The sequence below is a fragment of the Bradyrhizobium sp. 41S5 genome (assembly GCF_011516665.3).
Lineage (GTDB): Bacteria > Pseudomonadota > Alphaproteobacteria > Rhizobiales > Xanthobacteraceae > Bradyrhizobium > Bradyrhizobium quebecense.
In genome coordinates this window covers 4,854,744-4,876,831 of sequence record NZ_CP083721.1, presented here as the reverse complement: position 1 = coordinate 4,876,831, position 22,088 = coordinate 4,854,744, and the positions used below count along the sequence as shown (strand labels likewise).

The 22,088-nt window shown below is 64.5% G+C and carries 22 protein-coding genes; 17 read left to right on the top strand and 5 right to left on the bottom strand.

The features are described 5' to 3' along the window. Window positions 1-2: 2 nt before the first annotated feature. The 5 genes from HAP47_RS23780 to HAP47_RS23760 all read left to right on the top strand — a co-directional run bounded on the left by HAP47_RS23780 (window position 3) and on the right by HAP47_RS23760 (window position 3,383). A complete protein-coding gene (locus HAP47_RS23780; protein ID WP_231168345.1) occupies window positions 3-629 on the top strand; it encodes a hypothetical protein in 627 nt (208 codons plus the stop codon). Window positions 630-874: 245 nt separating this feature from the next. Further along, window positions 875-1,765, top strand: coding sequence for a 4-hydroxy-tetrahydrodipicolinate synthase (gene dapA / locus HAP47_RS23775; protein ID WP_173642522.1), 891 nt, complete (start codon window positions 875-877; stop codon window positions 1,763-1,765). Between the two features lie 84 nt (window positions 1,766-1,849). Beyond that, window positions 1,850-2,263, top strand: a complete 414-nt coding sequence (mscL, locus tag HAP47_RS23770; protein WP_173643155.1) for a large conductance mechanosensitive channel protein MscL — start codon at window positions 1,850-1,852, stop codon at window positions 2,261-2,263. Window position 2,264: 1 nt separating this feature from the next. After that, window positions 2,265-2,738: an SsrA-binding protein SmpB gene (gene smpB, locus HAP47_RS23765; protein ID WP_173642523.1), complete on the top strand. Its 474-nt coding sequence runs from the start codon at window positions 2,265-2,267 to the stop codon at window positions 2,736-2,738. A gap of 48 nt (window positions 2,739-2,786) precedes the next feature. Further along, entirely contained in the window at window positions 2,787-3,383 is a 597-nt protein-coding gene (locus tag HAP47_RS23760) for a peroxiredoxin (protein WP_173642524.1), read from the top strand. A gap of 41 nt (window positions 3,384-3,424) precedes the next feature. Here the strand turns inward: HAP47_RS23760 and HAP47_RS23755 are convergent, their stop codons facing one another. After that, window positions 3,425-4,084 carry a uracil-DNA glycosylase gene (locus HAP47_RS23755; RefSeq protein ID WP_173642525.1) on the bottom strand — a complete coding sequence of 220 codons (660 nt, stop codon included), beginning with the start codon at window positions 4,082-4,084 and terminating at the stop codon, window positions 3,425-3,427. After that, a complete protein-coding gene (locus tag HAP47_RS23750; RefSeq protein WP_016844002.1) occupies window positions 4,065-4,697 on the bottom strand; it encodes a LabA-like NYN domain-containing protein in 633 nt (210 codons plus the stop codon). Before HAP47_RS23750 ends, HAP47_RS23755 begins: the two co-directional genes overlap by 20 nt. 360 nt (window positions 4,698-5,057) lie before the next feature. On the opposite strand from HAP47_RS23750, the gene rpoZ reads away from it, so the two are divergent. The 11 genes from rpoZ (at window position 5,058) to HAP47_RS23695 (ending at window position 16,786) form a co-directional block, all read left to right on the top strand. Next, entirely contained in the window at window positions 5,058-5,450 is a 393-nt protein-coding gene (gene rpoZ / locus HAP47_RS23745; RefSeq protein WP_016844003.1) for a DNA-directed RNA polymerase subunit omega, read from the top strand. Window positions 5,451-5,665: 215 nt separating this feature from the next. Next, window positions 5,666-7,957, top strand: coding sequence for a RelA/SpoT family protein (locus HAP47_RS23740; protein ID WP_173642526.1), 2,292 nt, complete (start codon window positions 5,666-5,668; stop codon window positions 7,955-7,957). Between the two features lie 93 nt (window positions 7,958-8,050). After that, window positions 8,051-8,824 (top strand): pyridoxine 5'-phosphate synthase, encoded by a 774-nt coding sequence (locus HAP47_RS23735; protein ID WP_173642527.1) that lies wholly within the window; start codon window positions 8,051-8,053, stop codon window positions 8,822-8,824. Then, window positions 8,821-9,237, top strand: coding sequence for a holo-ACP synthase (gene acpS / locus HAP47_RS23730; protein WP_173642528.1), 417 nt, complete (start codon window positions 8,821-8,823; stop codon window positions 9,235-9,237). Before HAP47_RS23735 ends, acpS begins: the two co-directional genes overlap by 4 nt. Before the next feature lie 282 nt (window positions 9,238-9,519). Next, complete coding sequence (gene lepB / locus HAP47_RS23725; protein ID WP_173642529.1) at window positions 9,520-10,281, top strand: signal peptidase I; 762 nt, start codon at window positions 9,520-9,522, stop codon at window positions 10,279-10,281. Further along, the gene (gene rnc / locus HAP47_RS23720; RefSeq protein WP_173642530.1) at window positions 10,278-11,099 is read left to right on the top strand and encodes a ribonuclease III; all 822 of its coding nucleotides are present in this window, start codon (window positions 10,278-10,280) and stop codon (window positions 11,097-11,099) included. The genes lepB and rnc overlap by 4 nt, the downstream gene beginning before the upstream one ends. After that, entirely contained in the window at window positions 11,092-12,015 is a 924-nt protein-coding gene (era, locus tag HAP47_RS23715; protein WP_173642531.1) for a GTPase Era, read from the top strand. Before rnc ends, era begins: the two co-directional genes overlap by 8 nt. A 44-nt stretch (window positions 12,016-12,059) precedes the next feature. Beyond that, window positions 12,060-12,440 carry a hypothetical protein gene (locus HAP47_RS23710; protein ID WP_173643156.1) on the top strand — a complete coding sequence of 127 codons (381 nt, stop codon included), beginning with the start codon at window positions 12,060-12,062 and terminating at the stop codon, window positions 12,438-12,440. A gap of 175 nt (window positions 12,441-12,615) precedes the next feature. Beyond that, on the top strand, window positions 12,616-13,365 hold the full coding sequence (gene recO / locus HAP47_RS23705) for a DNA repair protein RecO (protein ID WP_173643157.1): 750 nt from the start codon (window positions 12,616-12,618) through the stop codon (window positions 13,363-13,365). 72 nt (window positions 13,366-13,437) lie between these two features. After that, a complete protein-coding gene (gene parC / locus HAP47_RS23700; RefSeq protein ID WP_173642532.1) occupies window positions 13,438-15,693 on the top strand; it encodes a DNA topoisomerase IV subunit A in 2,256 nt (751 codons plus the stop codon). Between the two features lie 115 nt (window positions 15,694-15,808). Continuing rightward, on the top strand, window positions 15,809-16,786 hold the full coding sequence (locus HAP47_RS23695; protein WP_173642533.1) for a cation diffusion facilitator family transporter: 978 nt from the start codon (window positions 15,809-15,811) through the stop codon (window positions 16,784-16,786). Window positions 16,787-16,926: 140 nt separating this feature from the next. Here the strand turns inward: HAP47_RS23695 and HAP47_RS23690 are convergent, their stop codons facing one another. Beyond that, the gene (locus tag HAP47_RS23690) at window positions 16,927-17,118 is read right to left on the bottom strand and encodes a hypothetical protein (protein WP_173642534.1); all 192 of its coding nucleotides are present in this window, start codon (window positions 17,116-17,118) and stop codon (window positions 16,927-16,929) included. A gap of 175 nt (window positions 17,119-17,293) precedes the next feature. On the opposite strand from HAP47_RS23690, the gene HAP47_RS23685 reads away from it, so the two are divergent. Next, window positions 17,294-18,547, top strand: coding sequence for an adenylate/guanylate cyclase domain-containing protein (locus tag HAP47_RS23685; protein WP_173642535.1), 1,254 nt, complete (start codon window positions 17,294-17,296; stop codon window positions 18,545-18,547). Between the two features lie 105 nt (window positions 18,548-18,652). Here the strand turns inward: HAP47_RS23685 and HAP47_RS23680 are convergent, their stop codons facing one another. After that, complete coding sequence (locus HAP47_RS23680; protein ID WP_173642536.1) at window positions 18,653-19,894, bottom strand: MFS transporter; 1,242 nt, start codon at window positions 19,892-19,894, stop codon at window positions 18,653-18,655. Between the two features lie 441 nt (window positions 19,895-20,335). Further along, complete coding sequence (locus HAP47_RS23675; protein WP_173642537.1) at window positions 20,336-22,087, bottom strand: flotillin family protein; 1,752 nt, start codon at window positions 22,085-22,087, stop codon at window positions 20,336-20,338. Window position 22,088: the final 1 nt, after the last annotated feature.

The following is a 22,088-nucleotide window of genomic DNA, read 5'->3' as shown; positions in this document are numbered from 1 at the left end:
GCTTGCGCGCGATCGGCGCGGCATGCTGGCGGGTCGCCGGAACCAGCGCGGGGGCGGCGGCACGGACGGGCGCCGGCTTGTTCGGGAGGCTTCCGGTTGCGGCAGGAGAAGCGGGCTTCGATGCAGTGGTCTTTGCCGCAATGGGCTTCGTCGTAGTGGTCTTGGACGTGCTGCTCTTTGACGCGGCGGCCTTCGAAGCGTCGGTCTTGGAAGGCGCGGCCTTGGCGCCGTCGGTCTTCGCAGTGCCGGACTTCGAAGAAGTCGTCTTGTCTTGGCCGGTTTTGGTCTCGCTGCTCTTGGCTGCAGCTGGCTTTGAAGTATGCGCTTTCGAGGAGCCGGTCTTGGAAGCTCCGGTCTCGGAAGCTTCGGTCTTGGAAGCAGCCGTCTTCGATGCCGCATTCTTCGAGGCGGCCGTTTTGGAGGCCGCATCGTGGGTAGCCGGCTTCGCGGCGGGAGCATCCTCGGCGGCCCATGCATCGGCCGTGATGGCGGCCAAGCCGACAACGAGCGCCAGGCTCGTCGCCAGCGCCGTCGATCGCAAAGTGCCTGCGCGGGCGGAACGGATCACAGAAGTCCTCTGCGGCCCCGAATCATCTGGTCGGTTGGGCCATGGGTTCTTATTTGATTGAAAACGTAGACAAAATACTAAGAAGCCTGCCGGTGCGGCTGTTTGCGCCAGCACAACGGCAAAATCGCGGCTGGAACCGGCTGGGAATAGGTTCGGTACGACCCTTTCGCCTGCCGGTCAGACCCGATATGAATTGCCTTTCATGGCGTTTCGCATCAACCGGGTGCCGGTTGCACGGACGTGAAGCACGACAATAACAAGGGTCCGTCGACCTAGCCTTTAGCCTGAAGCGTTTGGAGGAAGTCCATGGCAGCCAAGACAAAATTCCGGGGATCATTCACTGCCTTGGTGACGCCCTTCAAAAACGGCTCGGTGGATGAGGCGGCATTCCGCAGTCTCGTGAACTGGCAGATCGCCGAGGGCACGCACGGCCTGGTGCCGGTCGGCACCACGGGCGAGAGCCCGACGTTGAGCCATGACGAGCACAAGCGTGTGGTCGAGTGGTGCATCGAGGAGGCCAAGGGCCGGGTGCCCGTGATCGCCGGCGCCGGCTCGAATTCGACCAAGGAGGCGATCGAGCTCGCCGAGCACGCGGAGAAGGCTGGCGCCAATGCGGTGCTGGTCGTGACGCCGTACTACAACAAGCCGACGCAGGAAGGCATGTACCAGCACTTCAAGGCGATCAACGATGCGATCGGCATTCCGATCATCATCTACAACATCCCGCCGCGCTCGGTGATCGACATGTCCGTGGACACCATGACGCGGCTGTTCGAGCTGAAGAACATCGCGGGCGTCAAGGACGCGACCGCGAGCATGGTGCGGGTGTCGCAGCAGCGCGCCGCGATGGGCGAGGACTTCAATCAACTGTCGGGCGAGGACGCGACCATCATCGGCTACATGGCGCATGGCGGTCACGGCTGCATCTCGGTGACCTCGAACGTCGCGCCGCGGTTGTGCTCGGAGTTCCAGACCGCCTGGCAGAAGGGCGATGTCACCACGGCGCTGAAGATCCACGACAAGCTGATGCCGCTGCACACCAATCTGTTCATCGAGAGCAATCCGGCGCCGGTGAAGTATGCGATGTCGCTGCTCGGCAAGCTGGACGAGAAGCTGCGCTTGCCGATGGTGCCGGTCTCTGAATCGACCCGCCAGGCCGTCCGCAGCGCCATGGTGCATGCCGGCCTGATCAACTGAAGCTCTTCAACCTAACCCGATCGCAGCCAGATTTTGGAAGTGACCGCCATGGCGCTACGTGACGCTGAACAGAAGGGCTCCCAAATGCTCAAGGAGTTCCGTGATTTCGCGATGAAGGGCAATGTCGTCGACCTTGCCGTCGCCGTCATCATCGGCGGCGCCTTCGGTGCCATCGTGACTTCGCTGGTTGGCGACATCATCATGCCGATCATCGGATCTATCGGTGGCCTCGACTTCTCTAATTACTTTATTGGTCTGTCGAAAAACGTCACCGCAACAAATCTCGCCGATGCCAAGAAGCAAGGTGCGGTGCTCGCTTGGGGCAACTTCCTGACGCTGACGATCAACTTCGCGATCGTTGCCTTCGTGCTGTTCATGGTCGTCCGTCTCATGAGTCAGTTCAAGCGCAAGGAAGAGGCCAAGCCTGCCGAGCCGTCGAAGCCGTCCGACGAGGTCGTGCTGCTGACGGAAATCCGCGACCTCCTCAAGAAGGGCTAACGTGGCCGACAAGAACGAACGTCCGATCAAGGTTGTCGCTGAAAACCGAAAGGCCCGCTTCAACTACGCCATCGAGGATACGGTCGAGGCCGGCATTTCGCTGACCGGCACCGAGGTGAAGTCGATCCGCAGCGGCAAGAGCACGATCGCGGAGTCCTATGCGGATTCCAAGAACGGCGAGATATGGCTGATCAACGCCAATATCCCGGAATATCTGCAGGCCAACCGCTTCAACCACGAGCCGAAGCGGCCGCGAAAGCTCTTGCTGCATCGCAAGCAGATCAACAAGCTGCTCGGCGCGGTCGACCGCGAGGGCATGACGCTCATTCCGCTGAAGCTGTACTTCAACGAGCGCGGCCGTGCCAAACTGCTGCTCGCGGTCGCCAAGGGCAAGAAGCTGCACGACAAGCGCGAGACCGAGAAGAAGCGCGACTGGGGCCGCGAGAAGGGCCGCCTGATGCGGGCGCGGGGCTAGGGTGTCAGAGCGCCGCCACTGCGACGACGGCGGATGGAGATTGGTCCGATGAACCAGAGCAGCCTCACCGACGTCGACTGGAGCAAGATCCCGGCACCCACCGACGATGGCGGCGCGGCGCATCTGACCGGCATGACGATCCCGTCGGTCAGGCTGCGCGCCACCGACGACACCTCGGTGGCGCTGTCGGCGCTCGAGGGCCGCACCGTGGTGTTCGCCTATCCGCGAACCGGCGAGCCCGGCAAGATCGGGCTGGTCGACGATTGGGACATGATCCCGGGGGCCCGCGGCTGTACGCCGCAGACCTGCGCCTTCCGGGACCTGTTCGCCGACCTGAAGGCGGCCGGCGCCGCCCAGGTTTTCGGGCTGTCGACGCAGAGCAATGCGTACCAGACCGAGATGGCGTCGCGCCTGCATCTGCCGTTCCCGGTGCTGTCCGACGAAGCGCTGGAACTGACGCGCGCGCTGAGATTGCCGACGATGTCGGTGGCGGGCCTGACGCTGATCAAGCGGCTTGCGCTTATCATCGACGATGCGTGCATCACGCACGTGTTCTATCCGGTGTTCCCGCCTGATCGGAACGCCGGCGACGTGCTGGAATGGCTGCAGGCCAATCCGCGGAAGGATGCGAGCGCTTCCAAGTGAAGTGGATACCGGTTCGCAAAGTGGATTTCGGGAGAAGGGTTCTAGCCGAGCTCTTTCCGCACGCTCGCGAAGACCTTGCGGAACATGTCGGTCGTCAGCACGCCGGTGTTCGTGTTGTAGCGCGAGCAGTGGTAGCTGTCGTAGAGTTTGAATGTTCCGGCGCTATGCACGGCGCCGTGCACAAAGGGCGCCGCAGCCAGACGAACATCCAGCGCCTTCAACGTTGATTCGTGTGCGATTCGCCCGAGCAGCACGATCGCGCGCAGCTTCGGCATCGCGGCGATGGTGGCGCGGAGGAATTGCCGGCAGGTGTTGATCTCGGCCGGCAGCGGCTTGTTTTGCGGCGGCACGCAGCGCACCGCGTTGCTGATCCGGCAGTCCACCAGCTTCAAGCCGTCGTCGGGCCGCGCCTGATAGACGCCGCTGGCGAAGCCATATTCGATCAAGGTCGCGTAGAGCAGATCGCCGGCGTAATCGCCGGTGAAGGGACGGCCGGTGCGGTTGGCGCCCTGCATGCCTGGCGCGAGCCCGACGATCAACAGCCGCGCATTCGGATCGCCGAACGATTCCACCGGCGAGTTGAACCAGTCCGGATGGAGTGTACGGGCCTGTGCGCGAAAATCGGCCAGCCTGACACAGAGCTGACAGTTGCTGTCGGGGCGCGTAGCTGCGGCGACGAGATTACTCGTCGAAATCGTCATCGGCTCCCCGGGGGGCCATCGTGGTCGCGCGCTGCAGGAATTGCGGGGAGTGGTGACGCGGTTCGCGCGGGGCCGGACGTTCGGACGGATCGCGGCCGAGCTTGGACTGCAGCTCGACGAGGTCGGTGAAGACATCGGCCTGGCGGCGGAGCTCGTCGGCGATCATCGGCGGCTGGCTCGCAATCGTGGAGATGACGGTGACCCGAACGCCGCGGCGCTGCACGGCCTCGACCAGCGAGCGGAAGTCGCCGTCGCCGGAGAACAGGATCATCTGGTCGATGTGCTCGGCCAGCTCCATGGCATCGACGGCGAGCTCGATGTCCATATTGCCTTTCACCTTGCGGCGGCCGCTGGCGTCGATGAATTCCTTGGTCGCCTTGGTGACCACGGTGTAGCCGTTGTAGTCGAGCCAATCGATCAGCGGACGGATCGACGAATACTCCTGATCCTCGATGATCGCCGTGTAGTAGAACGCACGGAGCAGGGTGCCGCGACTCTGGAATTCCTTGAGAAGGCGCTTGTAGTCGATGTCGAAGCCGAGCGTCTTTGCGGTTGCGTAAAGATTGGCTCCATCGATGAAGAGCGCGATCTTGTTGGAAACAGGTGACGACATCAAAGTGTTCTCGCGTGGTTGTTAGTGTTCTTAGCGCGGCGGTGATCAACCGCGCGTAATTTCCGGCGTTGCTGCCTAAAGTTCTGTGAATCTTTCCCCACGACAGTCACCACCGCAATTATGGTGAGGCGAGGGCAAAAAGCCTAGACCTTTGACATTGCAATGAAGAGATTTACTTGTCTGGGACAGCAACCTAGCCATGTCGTCAGACGCTCCGGCCCTTCTGGCCCCGGCAGAGGGGGTTATCAGAGCCTGTTGGGAAGGCAAATCACAAATTTTGCCTTGCGAAACGGGGGCTAGCCCTATAACTAACCCTCATAACCTACATGTTCGGTCCCTTTTACCACGGAGCGCCTCGAGATGGCTCGCGTCACCGTCGAAGATTGCATTGATAAGGTCGACAATCGTTTCGACCTCGTCCTGTTGGCTGCGCATCGTGCCCGGATGATCTCGTCGGGATCGCAACTCACGGTTGATCGCGACAACGACAAGAACCCGGTCGTTTCGCTGCGGGAGATCGCCGATTCGACGATATCGCCGGAGGACCTGAAAGAGGAACTCGTGCACTCCCTGCAGAAGTTCGTCGAGGTCGACGAGCCCGAGCCGGACACCGTGCCGCTGATCGGCTCCGCCGGTGCCAGCGTCGATGCCGACGACACCGAGGTCGCGGTCGAGCGCATGACCGAGGAAGAGCTGCTGAAGGGCCTCGAGGGTCTGGCGCCCCCGGAAGAGCAGCCCGAGGAAGACGAGTAGGCTCGTCATTCGGCTCACATCTCGGATCAATTTGCCAAAGGCCCGGACATTGCTCCGGGCCTTTGCTTTTGTTGACAATTTTGCTGTTACGGTGCGTCCTATGCGGGCGCGGGAAATTGAATGGTTCCGGGCCCCGCGCGGGGTGCTGCTTCGTTCGAAAGCGCACTAGATTGAGGAAGAAGGGACGTTCCGGTCCCGCGAGAGGCAGCGAGTTCATGGCGTATCGACGCCGCAGTTCCATCCAGATGCAGGCTGCAACCGAAACGGTCGCGGTCGCGCCGGCGTCGTCCGCGGCGGAGAGGCCGGCCAAGCCGCGCACCCGAATGATGCGACAATATGACCTTGTCGAGCGCGTCCGGTCCTATAACCCCGACACCAACGAAGACCTGCTCAACCGCGCCTATGTCTACGCCATGAAGGCGCACGGTACGCAGACGCGCGCCTCCGGCGATCCCTATTTCTCGCATCCGCTCGAGGTCGCCGCGATCCTCACCAATCTCAAGCTCGACGACGCCACGATCGTGGCGGCGCTGCTGCACGATACGATCGAGGACACCGAGGCGACGCGGGCCGAGATCGACCATGTGTTCGGCCATGAGATCGGCGCGCTGGTCGAAGGCCTGACCAAGCTGAAGCGGCTGGAGCTGGTGTCGCGCGAGGCCAAGCAGGCCGAGAATTTGCGCAAGCTGCTGCTGGCGATCGCGGACGACGTCCGCGTTCTGCTGATCAAGCTCGCCGACCGCCTGCACAACATGCGCACGTTGGAATTCGTGCCGCCGGCCTCGCGCCGCCGCATCGCCGAGGAGACGCTGGATATCTATGCGCCGCTGGCCGGCCGCATGGGTATGCAGGAGATGCGCGAGGAGCTGGAGGACCTGTCGTTCTTCGTGCTTGATCCCGAGGCCTATGCGGTGGTCAAGCAGCGGCTCGATTCACTGGCCGAGCGCAACCGCAACCTGATCGGCGAGATCGAAACCCAGCTCTCCAAGAACCTGCAGAAGAACGGCATCACCGCGCGGGTGTTCGGCCGCCGCAAGCAGCCGTTTTCGATCTGGACCAAGATGGAGCGCAAGTCGGTCGGCTTCGAGCAGCTCTCCGACATCTATGGCTTCCGCGTCATCCTCGACGATGTCGGCGCCTGCTACCGCGCCCTCGGCATTGTCCACACCACCTGGCCGGTCGTGCCGGGCCGCTTCAAGGATTACATCTCGACACCGAAGCAGAACGACTACCGGTCGATCCACACCACCGTGATCGGACCGGGCAAGCAGCGCGTCGAGCTGCAGATCCGCACCGAGGAGATGAACCAGATCGCCGAGTTCGGCATCGCTGCGCATGCCTTCTACAAGGAAGGGGCGGGCTCGCCGCATGAGCGGCTGAAGCACGAGTCGAACGCTTTCGCCTGGCTGCGCCACACCATCGGCATCCTCTCGGAGAGCTCCAATCCCGAGGAATTCCTCGAGCACACCAAGCTCGAGCTGTTCCACGACCAGGTGTTCTGCTTCACGCCGAAGGGCAAGCTGATCGCGCTGCCGCGCAACGCCAACGTGATCGATTTCGCCTATGCCGTGCACACCGGCGTCGGCAACAGCGCGGTCGGCTGCAAAATCAACGGCAAGTTCGCGCCGCTGTCCTCGGAGTTGCAGAATGGCGACGAGGTCGAGGTGCTGACCTCTAAGGCGCAGTCGGCGCCGCCGTCGGCCTGGGAAGCGCTGGCCCGCACCGGCAAGGCGCGCGCCGCGATCCGGCGTGCCACCCGCGATGCGGTGCGCGACCAGTATGCCGGCCTCGGCCGCCGCATCGTCGACCGCCTGTTTGCCCGCGCCAAGATCGAATATGCCGACGACAAGCTGAAGGGCGCCTTGCCGCGGCTCGCGCGCACCTCGATCGAGGACGTGATGGCGTCCGTCGGGCGCGGCGAGATCAAGGCCTCCGACGTCGCGCGCGCGATGTATCCCGACTACAAGGAAGAGCGGCTGGTACGCTATGGCGCCAAGAAGGGGCTCGCCGCCAAGCTGAAGACGCAGACCCCGCCGCATCCGGCGCGCGCCACTTCGGTGATCCCGGTGCGCGGCATCAATTCCGACCTGCCGGTGAAGTTCGCGCCGAACGGCGGCGCCGTGCCGGGCGATCGGATCGTCGGCATCGTCACGGCGGGCGAGGGGATCACGATCTATCCGATCCAGTCGCCGGCGCTGAAGGATTTCGAGGAGGAGCCGGAGCGCTGGCTCGACGTGCGCTGGGACATCGACGAGACCATGCCGCAGCGATTCCCCGCGCGCATCCTGGTCCACAATGTCAACGAGCCGGGCAGCCTCGCCCAGATTGCGACCGTGATCGCCGAGCACGACGGCAATATCGACAACATCCACATGTCGCGCCAATCGCCCGACTTTACGGAGTTGACCATCGATCTTGAGGTCTATGACCTCAAGCATCTCAGCGCTATCATCGCGCAGTTGCGCGCCAAGGCCGTCGTTGCACGGGTCGAACGCGTCAATGGGTAAAGATGCATGCGCAGGGCATAGGCGAGCGGAAGCGCCGCCTTCCTTCGGACGGCTATGCCCGCGCATGACAGGCTAGAATTGCAGGTTAGAGACATGTCAAAGGCTGCTCCCCTCCGTCTCGGTATCAATGTCGATCACGTCGCGACCCTGCGCAATGCGCGGGGCGGGGCGCGGCCCGATCCGGTGCGGCTGGCGCTTGCCGCGATCGAGGCCGGCGCCGACGGCATCACCGCGCATTTGCGCGAGGATCGCCGTCACATCCGCGATGAGGACATGGCGCGGCTCAAGGCCGAGATATCCAAGCCGCTGAATTTCGAGATGGCGGCGACCGACGACATGCTGCGGATTTCGCTTGCCACCAAGCCTCATGCGGTCTGCCTGGTGCCGGAACGGCGCCAGGAACTCACCACCGAAGGCGGCCTCGACGTGGTCGGCCAGCACAATGCGCTGGCGCCGCTCATCGCGCGGCTCAATGATGCCGGCATCCGGGTCTCGCTGTTCATTGCCGCCGATCCCAGGCAAATCGAGATGGCCGCGCAGCTGAAGGCGCCCGTGATCGAGATCCACACCGGCGGCTGGTGCGACGCCGTGGTCGATGGTCACAAGGACAAGGCGGAGGCCGAGTGGAAGCGCATCGTCGCCGGCGCCAAGCTCGCGCAGGCGGCCGGGCTCGAGGTCCATGCCGGCCACGGGCTCGACTATGAGACGGCGGAGACGATTTCCGCGCTGCCCGAAATCCGCGAGCTCAACATCGGCTACTTCATGATGGGCGAGGCGCTGTTCGTCGGCATCGCCGCCACGGTGCGCGAGATGCGTGCGGCGATGGACCGCGGCCGTGCCAGGGCGCAAGGTGCCGTCAGCGCATGATCATCGGCATTGGCTCCGACCTGATCGACATCACGCGGATTGCGAAGGTGATCGAGCGGCACGGCGAGCGCTTCCTCGATCGCATCTTCACCGACGCCGAGCGCGCCAAGGCGATGCGCCGCGCCAATAGCGAGAAGATGGTGGTCGCAACCTACGCCAAGCGGTTCGCCGCGAAGGAGGCCTGCTCCAAGGCGCTCGGCACCGGTATCCGGCGCGGGGTGTGGTGGAAGGACATGGGGGTGGTGAACCTGCCGGGAGGCCGGCCATCGATGCAGCTTACCGGCGGGGCGCTGGCTCGGCTCCAGGAGCTGACACCCGCGGGCATGCAGGCGCAGATCGACCTTTCGATCACGGACGATTGGCCGCTGGCACAGGCCTTCGTCATAATTTCGGCGGTTGCTCCCGCCAGATGAGCGGGCGGCGCCGGAATTTGCCAGAAAACTTCAGCAAACTAAAAAATCATTGACATTTCAATGAATTGCGAAGTTTTGAGGCGGCGATTGATTGCGCCCCTGCGAACAACCGTCTAAAACGCCGCAGGGTATCGAGCGAGACGCGGATTCCAGGTTTAGGCCGGAATTTGCCCTCAAGATCAGAATCAAGGCCATTTTCCTCACGCGGGGGTCGAACGCTTCGCGTGGAGAGAACGTTCTGCCACCGCGTGGGCATCAGGGCCCGCGGGAATTGGGAAAGCAATGAGCGCGACCACCGGGACCAAATCTGAGAGCGGCTTGGGCGAGACCATCCGCGTCGTCATCCATGCCCTTCTGATCGCGCTCGTCATCCGCACCTTCCTGTTCCAGCCGTTCAACATCCCCTCGGGGTCGATGAAGGCGACGCTCTTGGTCGGCGACTACCTGTTCGTCTCGAAATATTCCTATGGCTACAGCCATTATTCGATCCCGTTCTCGCCGAACATCTTCTCGGGGCGCATCTTCGGCTCGGAGCCGAACCGCGGCGACATCGTGGTGTTCCGCCTGCCGCGGGATGACTCCACCGACTACATCAAGCGCGTCATCGGACTGCCGGGCGACCGCATCGAGGTCCGGAACGGGCTGCTCTACATCAACAATGAGCCGATCAAGCGCGAGCGGCTGAGCGATTTCGTCGGCGAGGATCCCTGCGGCTCGGCGGATGCCACCGCGCGGGTCAAGCGCTGGAAGGAAACGCTGCCGAACGGCGTCAGCTATGAGTCGCTCGACTGCACCGACAACAGCTACATGGACAACACTATCGTCTACACCGTTCCGCCCGGGCATTTCTTCATGATGGGCGACAACCGCGACAACTCCACCGACAGCCGCTTCCTGTCGCAGGTCGGCTACGTGCCGTTCGAGAACATCATCGGGCGTGCCCAAATGATCTTCTTCTCGATCGCCGAGGGCGAGCAGGCCTGGATGATCTGGCGCTGGCCGTTCGCCGTGCGGTGGAACCGCCTATTCTCCATCGTGCGATGAACGACGATACCGCAGCCATCAACGACCAAGCGCCCATCGGCGAGCCGAGCCAGACGCCCGCCGCCGAAAGCACGGCCGCGCCGAAGAAGCGGCGCAGCAAGGCTGCCAAGGCGGCCGAAGAGAAGGCCGCGATCGCCGGCACCGAGGCGCGTATCGGGTATACGTTCTCGGATGCCGCGCTGCTGACCACCGCGTTCACCCACGTCTCCGCGCTGAAGCCCGCCACCCGCAACCGCGCCGACAGCTACCAGCGGCTGGAATTCCTCGGCGACCACGTGCTCGGGCTGATCGTGTCCGACATGCTGTTCCGCGCATTTCCGAAGGCCGACGAGGGCGAATTGTCGAAGCGGCTCGCCGATCTCGTGCGCAAGGAAAGCTGCGCCGACGTCGCCAAGTCGCTCGGGCTTCTCGAGGACATCAAGCTCGGCATGGTGAAGGCGGTCGAGGGCGCGCGGCTGCGCAAATCCGTGCTCGGCGATATCTGCGAGGCGGTGATCGGGGCGATCTTTCTCGACGGTGGCTACGAGGCCGCGCGCCAGTTCGTCGAGCGCAACTGGACGGAACGGATGCACAAGCTGCGCCGGCCGCTGCGCGATCCCAAGACCGTGTTGCAGGAATGGGCGCAAGGCAAGGGATTGCCGACGCCGGTCTACCGCGAGGTCGAACGCACCGGCCCGCACCACGATCCACAATTCCGCGTTGCGGTTGACCTGCCGGGCCTGGCCTCCGCCGAGGGCCTCGGCGGCAACAAGCGCGCGGCCGAGAAAGCAGCAGCATCCGCGATGATCGAGCGTGAAGGCGTCGGTACCAATGACTGACGAAGCCAAAGGGCAGGGGGACGCGACGCGCTGTGGCTTCGTCGCGCTGATCGGTGCGCCCAATGTCGGCAAGTCGACGTTGGTCAATGCGCTGGTGGGCTCCAAGGTCACCATCGTTTCGCGCAAGGTGCAGACCACGCGCGCGCTGATCCGCGGCATCGTGATCGAGGGCAACGCGCAGATCATCCTGGTCGACACGCCCGGCATCTTCGCGCCGCGGCGCCGGCTGGACCGCGCCATGGTGTCGACCGCCTGGAGCGGCGCCCACGACGCCGATCTCGTCTGTGTGCTGCTCGATGCGAAGTCGGGCATCGACGAGGAGGCCAATGCGATCCTCGCCAAGCTCGAAACCGTCGCGCATCCGAAGATCCTGGTGCTGAACAAGGTCGACCTCGTGCAGCGCGAGAAGCTGCTGGCGCTGGCGCAGGCCGCCAACGAGCGGATGCGCTTCGAGCACACTTTCATGATCTCGGCGCTGTCGGGCGATGGCGTTGACGATCTGCGCCAGGCGCTGGCCAAGCTGGTGCCCGCGGGACCGTTCCTCTATCCCGAGGACCAGATGTCGGATGCGCCGATGCGGCATCTGGCGGCCGAGATCACCCGCGAGAAGATCTACAGCCATCTGCATCAGGAATTGCCGTACCAGTCGACGGTCGAGACCGACAGCTGGACCGACCGCAAGGACAAGTCGATCCGCGTCGAGCAGACGATCTTCGTCGAGCGCGAGAGCCAGCGCAAGATCGTGCTCGGCAAGGGCGGCGCCACCATCAAGTCGATCGGCGCGCAGGCGCGTGCCGAGATCGCCGAGATCATGGGCGTTCCCGTGCACCTGTTCCTGTTCGTCAAGGTGCGCGAGAATTGGGGCGACGATCCCGACCGCTACAAGGAAATGGGGCTGGACTTCCCCAAGGAATGAGCCGGCGCCTGAATGTGCCCAGAGCAATGAGCGTGCCCAAAGCAATGAACGTGCCCAGAAATGTGCTGTGGTTTGAGGTGCTGCTCTATCTGTCGCTGACGCTCGACGCGTTGTCGGTGGCGTTCCAGGACCGCACGCCGACCGACGTGAGAACCGATCAGATGATCACCGGCGAGACCTTGACCGCCGGCTGCATGATCCTCCTGCTGGTGTATTTCGTCCGGCTTGCCGCGCAGCACCGCAAGAACTGGCCGCGCTGGGCGCTCGCCGCGATGCTGGTGCTGTCGGTGATCTCGCTGGTGCAGGTAATCGGCGAGAAGGGGCTGGAGCTCGACAGCGCCATCGAGGTGGTGTCCTGCATCCTGACCACGGCTGGGCTGTATTATTCCTTCACCGGCGACGCGCGGGGCTGGTTCAACGCGTAGCGGACAGCCTCGGCCGTCCGGGGCAGGCGAAGCGTGAGCCCGGAATCCATAACCACCATCGGGGTGTGGATTCCCGATGCGCAATTGCGCATCTGTGGCCTGCGCCAAGAGGCGCATCCCGGAATGACGATGCAAATTGCTGCGTCGTCCAACTGAATCCTATAATCTGTTGCACATGGAATGGACCGATGAAGGCATCGTGCTGGGCGTGCGGCGGCATGGCGAATCCTCCGCCATCGTCGAGCTGCTGACGCGGGAGCACGGCCGCCATCTCGGCCTGGTGCGCGGTGGCGCCAGCTCGCGGATGCGCCCGTTGCTGCAGCCCGGCAACAGCGTCACGGCGGTGTGGCGGGCGCGGCTCGACGAGCATCTCGGCATGTATGCGTTGGAGGGCACGCGGCTGCGGGCGGCGACGCTGCTCGCTTCGTCGCACGCGGTCTATGGCGTGACGCATTTGGCGGCGCTGGCGCGGCTGCTGCCGGAGCGCGATCCGCATCAAGACATCTACGAGATGCTGCAGGGGACGCTCGACGATTTCGACGATGCCGGCGTCGCGGCGGTCCACTTGATCCGGTTTGAGCTGGCGATGCTGACCGAACTCGGCTTCGGGCTCGATCTGGAAAACTGCGCGGCGACCGGAGAGACCTCCGACCTGATCTACGTGTCGCCGAAATCCGGCGGCGCCGTGTCCCGCGCCGCCGGCGAGCCGTGGCGCGACCGGCTGTTGCCGCTGCCGGCGTTCCTGCGCGAAGGCGAGAGCGGCGCCAACAGCTGGTCGGAGCAGGACTTGCGCGACGGTTTCCAGATCACCGGTCTGTTCCTGCTCCGCCACGTGCTGGAGCCCCGCGGTCAGGGCCATTCCGATGCCCGCGACGGGTTTATCAACGCCGTGACCAGGCCGCGAAGCCGAACGGCGGTTCCGTAAGGCCAATTCGGGCCCTAAATTCCCGGTAATTCGCGGCTTGCCCGATTCACCGCCAAGGTTTAACGCCTCCCCATGGGAAAACGACAGGTACCGCCGGAAAAGCCGGCCGAAATTCACGAGGTGCCGCTGCGTGATGCGCTCGAGGAGCGCTATCTCGCCTATGCGCTCTCGACCATCATGCATCGTGCGCTGCCGGATGCCCGCGACGGGCTGAAGCCTGTGCACCGGCGCATCCTCTACGGCATGGACCTGCTCGGGCTCGACCCGCGCGCGGCGTTCAAGAAGTCGGCGAAGATCGTCGGCGACGTGATGGGCTCGTTCCATCCACATGGCGACCAGGCGATCTACGACGCCATGGTGCGCCTCGCGCAGGATTTCTCCTCGCGCTACCCGCTGGTCGACGGTCAGGGCAATTTCGGCAATATCGATGGCGATAATGCGGCCGCCTACCGCTACACCGAAGCCCGCATGACCGAGGTCGCGCGGCTCCTTCTCGAAGGCATCGACGAGGACGGTGTTGAATTCCGCCCCAATTATGACGGCCAGTCGAAAGAGCCGGTGGTGCTGCCGGGCGGTTTCCCGAACCTGCTCGCCAACGGCGCGCAGGGCATCGCGGTCGGCATGGCGACCTCGATCCCGCCGCACAACGCCGCCGAGCTCTGCGACGCCGCGCTGCATCTGATCGAGAAGCCCGACGCCAAGTCGAAGGCGCTGCTGAAGTGGGTCAAGGGCCCGGACTTTCCGACCGGCGGCATCGTCGTCGATTCCAAGGAAGCGATCGTCGAGGCCTACACGACGGGGCGCGGCTCGTTCCGCACCCGCGCGCGCTGGACCCAGGAGGAGGGCGCGCGTGGCACCTGGGTGATCGTCGTCACCGAGATCCCGTGGCTGGTGCAGAAATCGCGGATTGTCGAGAAGATCGCCGAACTCATCAACGAGAAGAAGCTGCCGCTGGTTGGCGATGTCCGCGACGAATCGGCCGAGGACGTTCGCCTCGTGATCGAGCCGAAATCCCGGACCGTCGATCCGGCGCTGATGATGGAGTCGCTGTTCCGGCTGACCGAGCTGGAAAGCAAGATCTCGCTGAACCTGAACGTGCTGATCAAGGGCCGCATCCCGAAGGTGGTCGGCCTTGCCGAGTGCCTGCGCGAATGGCTCGACCATTTGCGCGACGTGCTGGTCCGCCGTTCGAATTTCCGCAAGACGCAGATCGAGCACCGGCTGGAAGTGCTGGGCGGCCACCTCGTCGCCTACCTGAACCTCGACAAGGTGATCAAGATCATCCGCACCGAGGACGAGCCGAAGCCGGTCTTGATGAAGACCTTCAACCTCACCGACGTCCAGGCCGATGCCATCCTGAACATGCGCTTGCGCAATCTGCGCCGCCTGGAGGAGATGGAGATCCGCACCGAGGACAAGGAGCTGCGCAAGGAGCTGAAGGGAATCGAGGGCCTGCTCGGCTCCGAGACCGAGCAATGGGCCAAGGTCAGCGATCAGGTCCGCAAGGTCCGCGATATCTTCGGGCCCAAGACCCCGCTCGGCAAGCGCCGCACCACCTTCGCCGATGCGCCCGAACATGACCTCGCCGCGATCGAGGAAGCCCTGGTCGAGCGTGAGCCGTGCACCGTCGTGATCTCCGAGAAGGGCTGGGTGCGGACACTGAAGGGCCACGTCGAGGATCTGTCGGGGCTCGCCTTCAAGACCGACGACAAGCTCGAGCATTCGTTCTTTGCCGAGACCACCTCGAAGCTGCTGCTGTTCGCGACGAACGGCAAGTTCTACTCGCTCGATGTCGCCAAGCTGCCGGGCGGCCGCGGCCATGGCGAGCCGATCCGCATGTTCATCGACCTCGAGCAGGACGCCGCGATCATCTCGCTGTTCGTCAACAAGGGCGAGCGCAAATTCCTGATCGCGAGCAGCGAGGGCCAGGGCTTCGTCGTCAAGGAAGAGGACTGCGTCGGCAACACCCGCAAGGGCAAGCAGGTGCTCAATGTCGAGATGCCGAACGAGGCCCGTGCGATCACCACCGTGAACGGCGACACCGTTGCCGTGATCGGCACCAACCACAAGATGGTGCTGTTTGGTCTCGACCAGGTGCCGGAGATGGCGCGGGGCCGTGGCGTCCGGCTGCAGAAATACAGCAGCTCGGAACTGTCCGATGTCGCGGTGTTCGATGCCAAGGCCGGCCTGACCTGGAAGGACTCCGCCGGCCGTGAGCACAGCATGACCTTGAAGGAACTGGCCGACTGGCGCGGCAACCGCGCCGACGCCGGCCGGCTCGCCCATGGCCTGCCGAAGTCGAACAAGTTCAATCGCGGCGTGGAGTAGTTGCGGTGGGCGGGTTAGGCGCAAGCCGTAACCCGCCGTTCGACAGCCGCGGTGTGATAGTATCCACATTTCGCCGGGCTATAACCGTCGCCGACGATATCGGGCGACGGTTGCCATGGCGCACAATCACGACCACGACCATGACCACAGCGGTCATTCTTACGGACATTCTCATGCCGGGCACGCACACGCCGGGCATTCGCACGCTGGGCACAGCCACGCGCCCGACAGTTTCGGTACGGCCTTTGCGGTCGGCGCGTCGCTGAACACCGCTTTCGTCATCGCCGAGCTGATCTTCGGCTATTCCGCCAACTCGCTGGCGCTGGTCTCCGACGCCGTTCACAATCTCTCCGACGTCATCGCGCTGCTGCTGGCCTGGGGCGGGGCGTGGCTGGGCGGCAGGCGCCCGACCGACACCCACACCTATGGCTATCGCCGTGCCTCGATCCTGGCGGCGCTGTTCAATGCCGGGCTGCTGTTGATTGCGGTCGGCGGCATCGCGGTCGAGGCGATCAACCGCTTCCGCGAGCCGGCCGAGGTGGCAAGCTGGACCGTGGTCTGGGTCGCGGCGCTCGGCATCCTGATCAATGGCGGCACGGCGTTGTTGTTCATGCGCGGCCGCGACAGCGACCTCAATATCCGCGGCGCCTATCTGCATATGGCGGCGGACGCCGGAGTCTCGTTCGGCGTCGTGATCGCCGCGCTGCTGATCATGGCGACCGGCTGGCAGTGGCTCGATCCGGCGATCAGCCTGGTCATCGCCGTGGTGGTGCTGCTGAGCGGCTGGGAGCTTGCTCGCGACAGCGTCAACCTCGCGCTCGACGCGGTGCCGAGGGGCATCGATCTCAAGCGGGTGAGGGACTATCTCGGCGCGCTCGAGGGCGTCACCGAGGTGCACGACCTGCACATCTGGGCGATGAGCACCAGCGAGACGGCGTTGACCGCACACCTGGTGCGGCCCGGCGGACATGACGATGTCTTCCTGCATCGGGTCTGCGCCGAGCTGTCGGAGCGATTCAGCATCCACCACGCGACCCTGCAGGTTGAGATCAGCAGCGAGACCTGCCGGCTGGCGCCGGCGGAAATGGTCTAGCCCCCGGCGGCGGGGTTCACTCGCGTTCGATCAATGGACTCATGTCCGCATCTTTCATGATCGGCGCCAATCTGGTCGTCGGTCGGATCGCGGTGTTCGCTGGAATCAGGATCGCGACGTCGGAGACCAAACCGGCCTGATCAGCTGTGCGGGGCGGACGGCGCGGTCACGAGCGGGGCGGGCGTGTGCTTCGGTTTCATCGTGCCGGCGTAGAACGACAGCGTATAGACCAGGATGATGCCGGCCAGATAGACCCCATAGGATTGCGGTGGGGTGATCGCCCATCGCATGAGGCGTCGGATCGGGTTCGGCTGGCCGGCGTCGTTATCCATGCGCTCTTTTGCGCGAAGGCCGGGGCAAAGGGAAGCGGAATCGCCGGCATTCGGTGGCGTCGTTCCGCCCGAAAATGGTGGGCGCGGCGGCCTTGCAATGCTGCATTGGCGTCCGCATCTGTCACGCGACGACCAGCCCTTCCTCCCGCACCAATTGCCCGGCATAATCCGACGCATGGAACTGACGCCCCGTTTGCGCCTCATGAATTGGCTGGTCCGACAGGGTCTGACCGGGCTGCCGGAAAACGACCTGCTGCGCGGTTTCTGCGAGCGCTGCCGGGCCGCCGGCATGCCGCTGTCGCGGGCGATCGTGTTCATCGACACCCTGCATCCGATCTTCGAGGGACGCGGCTTCCGCTGGAACGACGGCGAGAGCAACGAGGCCGACATCTTCGAATACGGCTCGACCAGCAGCGGCGAGGCCAGCCAGAACTGGCGGCGGTCGGCGTTCCATCACATGCTCGAAAACGGCCATGACGAGATGGTGATCGATCTCAACGGCTCGCACGATTTTTCGATGATCGGCGACCTCGCCGAGAAGGGCCACAAGCATTTCGCCGCGTTCGTGCACCGCTTCGGCGAGGCCGGCACGATCGGCGAGATGGACTGCTTCTACTCCTACTACACCACCCGCCGTTCGGACGGCTTCGACGAGAACCATATGTCGGCGCTGCGCGACCTGGTGCCGGTGCTCGGGCTCGCGATCAAGTCGGCCGCCCAGGTCGAGATCGCCCGCACGCTCGGACGGGTCTATCTCGGCCGCGAGACGGCGGAGCAGGTGCTGCGCGGGCGCATGCAGCGCGGCATCACCGAGAAGATCAAGGCCGTGCTGTGGTATTCCGACGTGCGCGGCTCGACCGCGATCAGCGAGCGCATCGGCCCGGACGAGATCATTCCGTTCCTCAACGACTACGCGCAGGCCTCGATCGATGCGATCCATGATGCCGGTGGCGAGGTGCTGAAACTGATCGGCGACGGCGTGCTGGCGATGTTCACCAGCGAGAAAATGGCAAGCGCCAGGCGCGCGGCGTTGCGCGCCGAGTACAGATTCCGCCATAACATCCGCGTGCTGAACGATCGCCGCGAGAACGAGGGCCGGCCGACCACCACGGCCTATGTCGGCCTCCATGTCGGTGAGGTCTTCTATGGCAATATCGGCAGCGAGGACCGGCTGGACTTCACGGTGGTCGGGCCCGCCGTCAACGAGGTCAGCCGGATCGCCTCGATGTGCGCTTCGGTCGACCGCGAACTGCTGACCTCGACCGATTTCCGCACCGGCATCGACGCCGCCGGCCGCAACTATCTGGTCTCCACCGGCCGCTTCGTCTTGCGCGGCATCAGCCATGCCCAGGATCTCTATACGCTGGATCCGGCCGTTACCGTCGACGAGGTCGTCGGCGGCAAATATGAACGGTACCTGGCGAGCTGATCTCTCTCCCCGTCATTGCGAGGAGCACAGCGACGAAGCAATCCATGTTCCCACAAGCGGGGGAATGGATTGCTTCGCTTCGCTCGCAATGACGTGAGGGGCGGTTCAGCATCGCGCGGGTTCGCCGACCATGTCGGGCTGGCGCCTGAGCGACACCGCGGGCGACATCAGGATCACCAGCGCCTGGGCAGCGAAGATCGCGGCCGCGAGATAAAGGCAGGCTTCGGCGCCGTAGAGGCCACCGACGACGGCGCCGAGTGCGGAGCCGAGCGGGCGGGCGCCGTAGCTCATGATGTTGATCGCGGAGACGCGGCCGAGCAGCGACGGCGGCGTCACCGACTGCCGCAGCGTGGTGGTCGAGATCACCCACAGGATCGGGCCGACGCCGAGCAGGAAGAAGCCGAGGCCCGCGAGCAGCGGCGTCGCAATCCAGGTGGTTAGCGCCATCACGAGTGAGGCGACGAGGCCGGTGACCGGGCCGAGCCCGATCACGGTGCCGAACGCCAGCCGCTTCATCACACGGGTTGCGAACAGCGCGCCGACCATCATGCCGACGCCGTACATTGCAAGCGTCGTACCGACGCCGGTGGCGCTGAGCCCGAGATGGCGCACCGCATAGGGCACGAACACGGCGAGCAGCAGGAAGGACGCAGTGTTGAAGATGAGCTGGGTGATGAACACCGGCCGCAGCAAGGCGTGATGCATCACGAAGGCCGCGCCTTCCTTGATGTCCTGCATCGGATGACGTCGCGGGGCAGGCTGGCGTGCCGGCTCGTAGATGCCCGCGAGCAGGACGACCGCGATCGCCGACAGCGCCGCGGCAAAGCCGAATGCGGGCGCAGCGCCGACCCAGCCGACCAGGACGCCGCCAAGCGCGGGTCCGCCGGCGAAAGCGACGGTGCGGGCAAGTTCGATACGGGCATTCGCGGCCGGCAATTGCTGCGAGGTCACCAGGGACGGGACCAGCGCAGGAGCTGCGACGCTATAGGCAACGGTGCCGCAGACTGCGATGAAGCCAAGCAAGGCGAGCAGCGGCAAGGTCATCGCGCCGAACCACAGCAACAGCAGGATCGCGGCAAGGGCCGCGGCGCGCAGCGCCTCGGAGCCCGCCATCACCCAGCGCCGCGACACGCGGTCGGCCAGCAGACCGGCGGGAATCGCAAACAGGATGAACGGCAGCGTCAGTGCGGTCTGCAACAGGCCGGTCTGGCCTTCGCCGACGCCGAGCACCAGCACGGCGACGATGGGCGCGGCCGCAAGCGCGATCTGCTCGGCCGATTGCGCGGCGAGGTTGGACCAGGCCAGGCGATTGAAGGTGGCGGGCAGGCGCGGCGTATCGGCGGACATGGCAGAATCCTTGAGGCACATTCGATCTGGCCATAGTGTGTGGTTGGAAGACGCCCGATCCCACCCGTTTCCCGACAACGCCAAAACAAAGCCCGCCGTGAGAGGCGGGCTTTTCATTGGCTTCGCTCGGCAACCGCATCGGACGTGCATTCCCTCTCCGGCTTGCGGGGGGAGGGTCAGGCTGGGAGCCTATCCGCGAGTCGCATCGTGGAGAGAGCCCCATCCGGATCGCATCTTCGATGCGATCCGACCTCCCCCGCAAGCGCAGGGCAATCGCATATGGCTCGGAGATGCAGCCCGAAACTGAATCGGATCGCGAACGAAGTGGAATCGAATGCAGAACGATTCTGCCCGTTTCCTCGGAACAACCGAATTTTTTGCCATATGCGATTGCCCTGCCCGCAAGCGGGAGAGGTGAAGCGCATTTGCCGTCCGACCGCTTCACAGCGGTTTGGCAGCCGGAGTAAGTTGGCCGGTGATGGTCCCGACCAGAGTGGTTGGCGCGCTTTCGACGCTCACTGCCGGTGTTTCGACGACCTCCGTCTTGCGCTGCGCCAGCGCGCTGGTCAGGCTGGTGAGCGCGTCGGGGCCGGCCGGGAAGCCGGCCTCCGAGAGAATCTTGTCGATCATCGGCTTGAACGCCGAGACCGACAGCAACTGCGCGGCGAGGCCGTCGCCGAGCCCGAGGCCGCCATTGCCGTTGGCATGGCCGTTGCCGCCGCGGCCGAGCATGCTGCCGGTATCGAAGATCCGGATGTCGGAGATCTTCTCGATCGGCTTCACCGCCTCGGCGAGCGCGCTCGGGATCACGTTGATCCGCGCGAGGTTGAGATCGTAGGCGATCATGTCAGCGCTCAGCTTGTTGCGCGCCTCCGCCTTCAACGTCGCGACTTCCGCTTCGGCCTGGCCGAGCGCCTTGACGCCGGCGGCGCGGGTGGTGGCTGCGTTGGCGTCGGCTTTCGCCAGCACGTTGGTGGCCTCGGCCTTGTTGGCCGCAGCCTGTTTTTCGGCTTCCGCCATAACGGTGATCGGCATTGCGTTGGTCTCGGCAACCTTGCGCGCCGCGATCACGTTGATGATCTTGTCGCGCTCGGCGACCTCGGTGGCGCGGGCGGTAGTGACCTTTTCCTCGGCTGCGATCGCAAGGGCGCGTGCCGTCTCGGCGATGGTCTGGGCTTCCGACTGCTCCTTGCTCTTGGTGGCGACCGCGATCGCGGCCTCCTGCGCCACGATCTGCAGCTCGCGGTCGGTTTCGGTGGTGCGGCGCTTCACGGCGAGATCGGCCTCGATCTTGCGGGTGTCGCGGGCCTGGTTGGCCTCGGTCTGCTTGTTGGCGACCGCGAGCTCCTGCTGGATGCGGTATTCGGCTTCGTTTTGCAACGCGGTCTGTTCGACCTGCGCGGTCTGCGCGCGCATCGCGGCGGTCTTGTTGGCGATGTCGCGCTGCTGGGCGAGCTCGGCTTCGCGCTTGGTGCTCTCAATCGTCAGCGTGGTCTGCCGCGCCACCAGGTCCTGCTGCGCGATATTGACCTCGGTGGTGCGGACGATCTGGTTGCGCTCCTGCTCACGCTCCTTGGTGATCTTGGTCAGCGTGGTGAGGCCGTGTGCGTCGAAGAAATTGCTCGGGTTGAAGTGCTTGATGTCGCTCTGGTCGAGCCGGGTCAGCGACACCGATTCAAGCTCGAGACCATTGTTCTGGATGTCGGCGCCGACCGCGTCCTGCACCGCCTTGACGAAGGTTGCGCGCTGCTCCTGCAGTTCCTCGAGGTTCATGGTCGCGGCGACCGAGCGCAGGCCGTCGACGAACTTGGCCTCGACCAGCTCGCGGAGCTCGGCCGCGTCATTGGTGCGGTTGCCGAGCGTCTGCGCGGCCAGCGCGATCGACGAAGAGTCGGGTTTGACGCGCAGATAGAACTCGGCGCCGATGTCGACGCGCATGCGGTCCTTGGTGATCAGCGAATCGGGGCCGCCGCGCGCGACCTCGAGCCGCAACGTCTTCAGGTTCACCGCGGCCGTGGAGTGGAAGATCGGCAGCACGAGCGAGCCGCCGTCGAGCACCACCTTCTGGCCGCCGAGGCCGGTGCGGACATAGGCCTCATCGCGCGTCGAGCGCTTGTAGAGTTTTGCGAAGAGCAGACCGATAACGAGAATGGCAATGACGCCAATAACGACGGGTACAGCAAGTTCCCACATG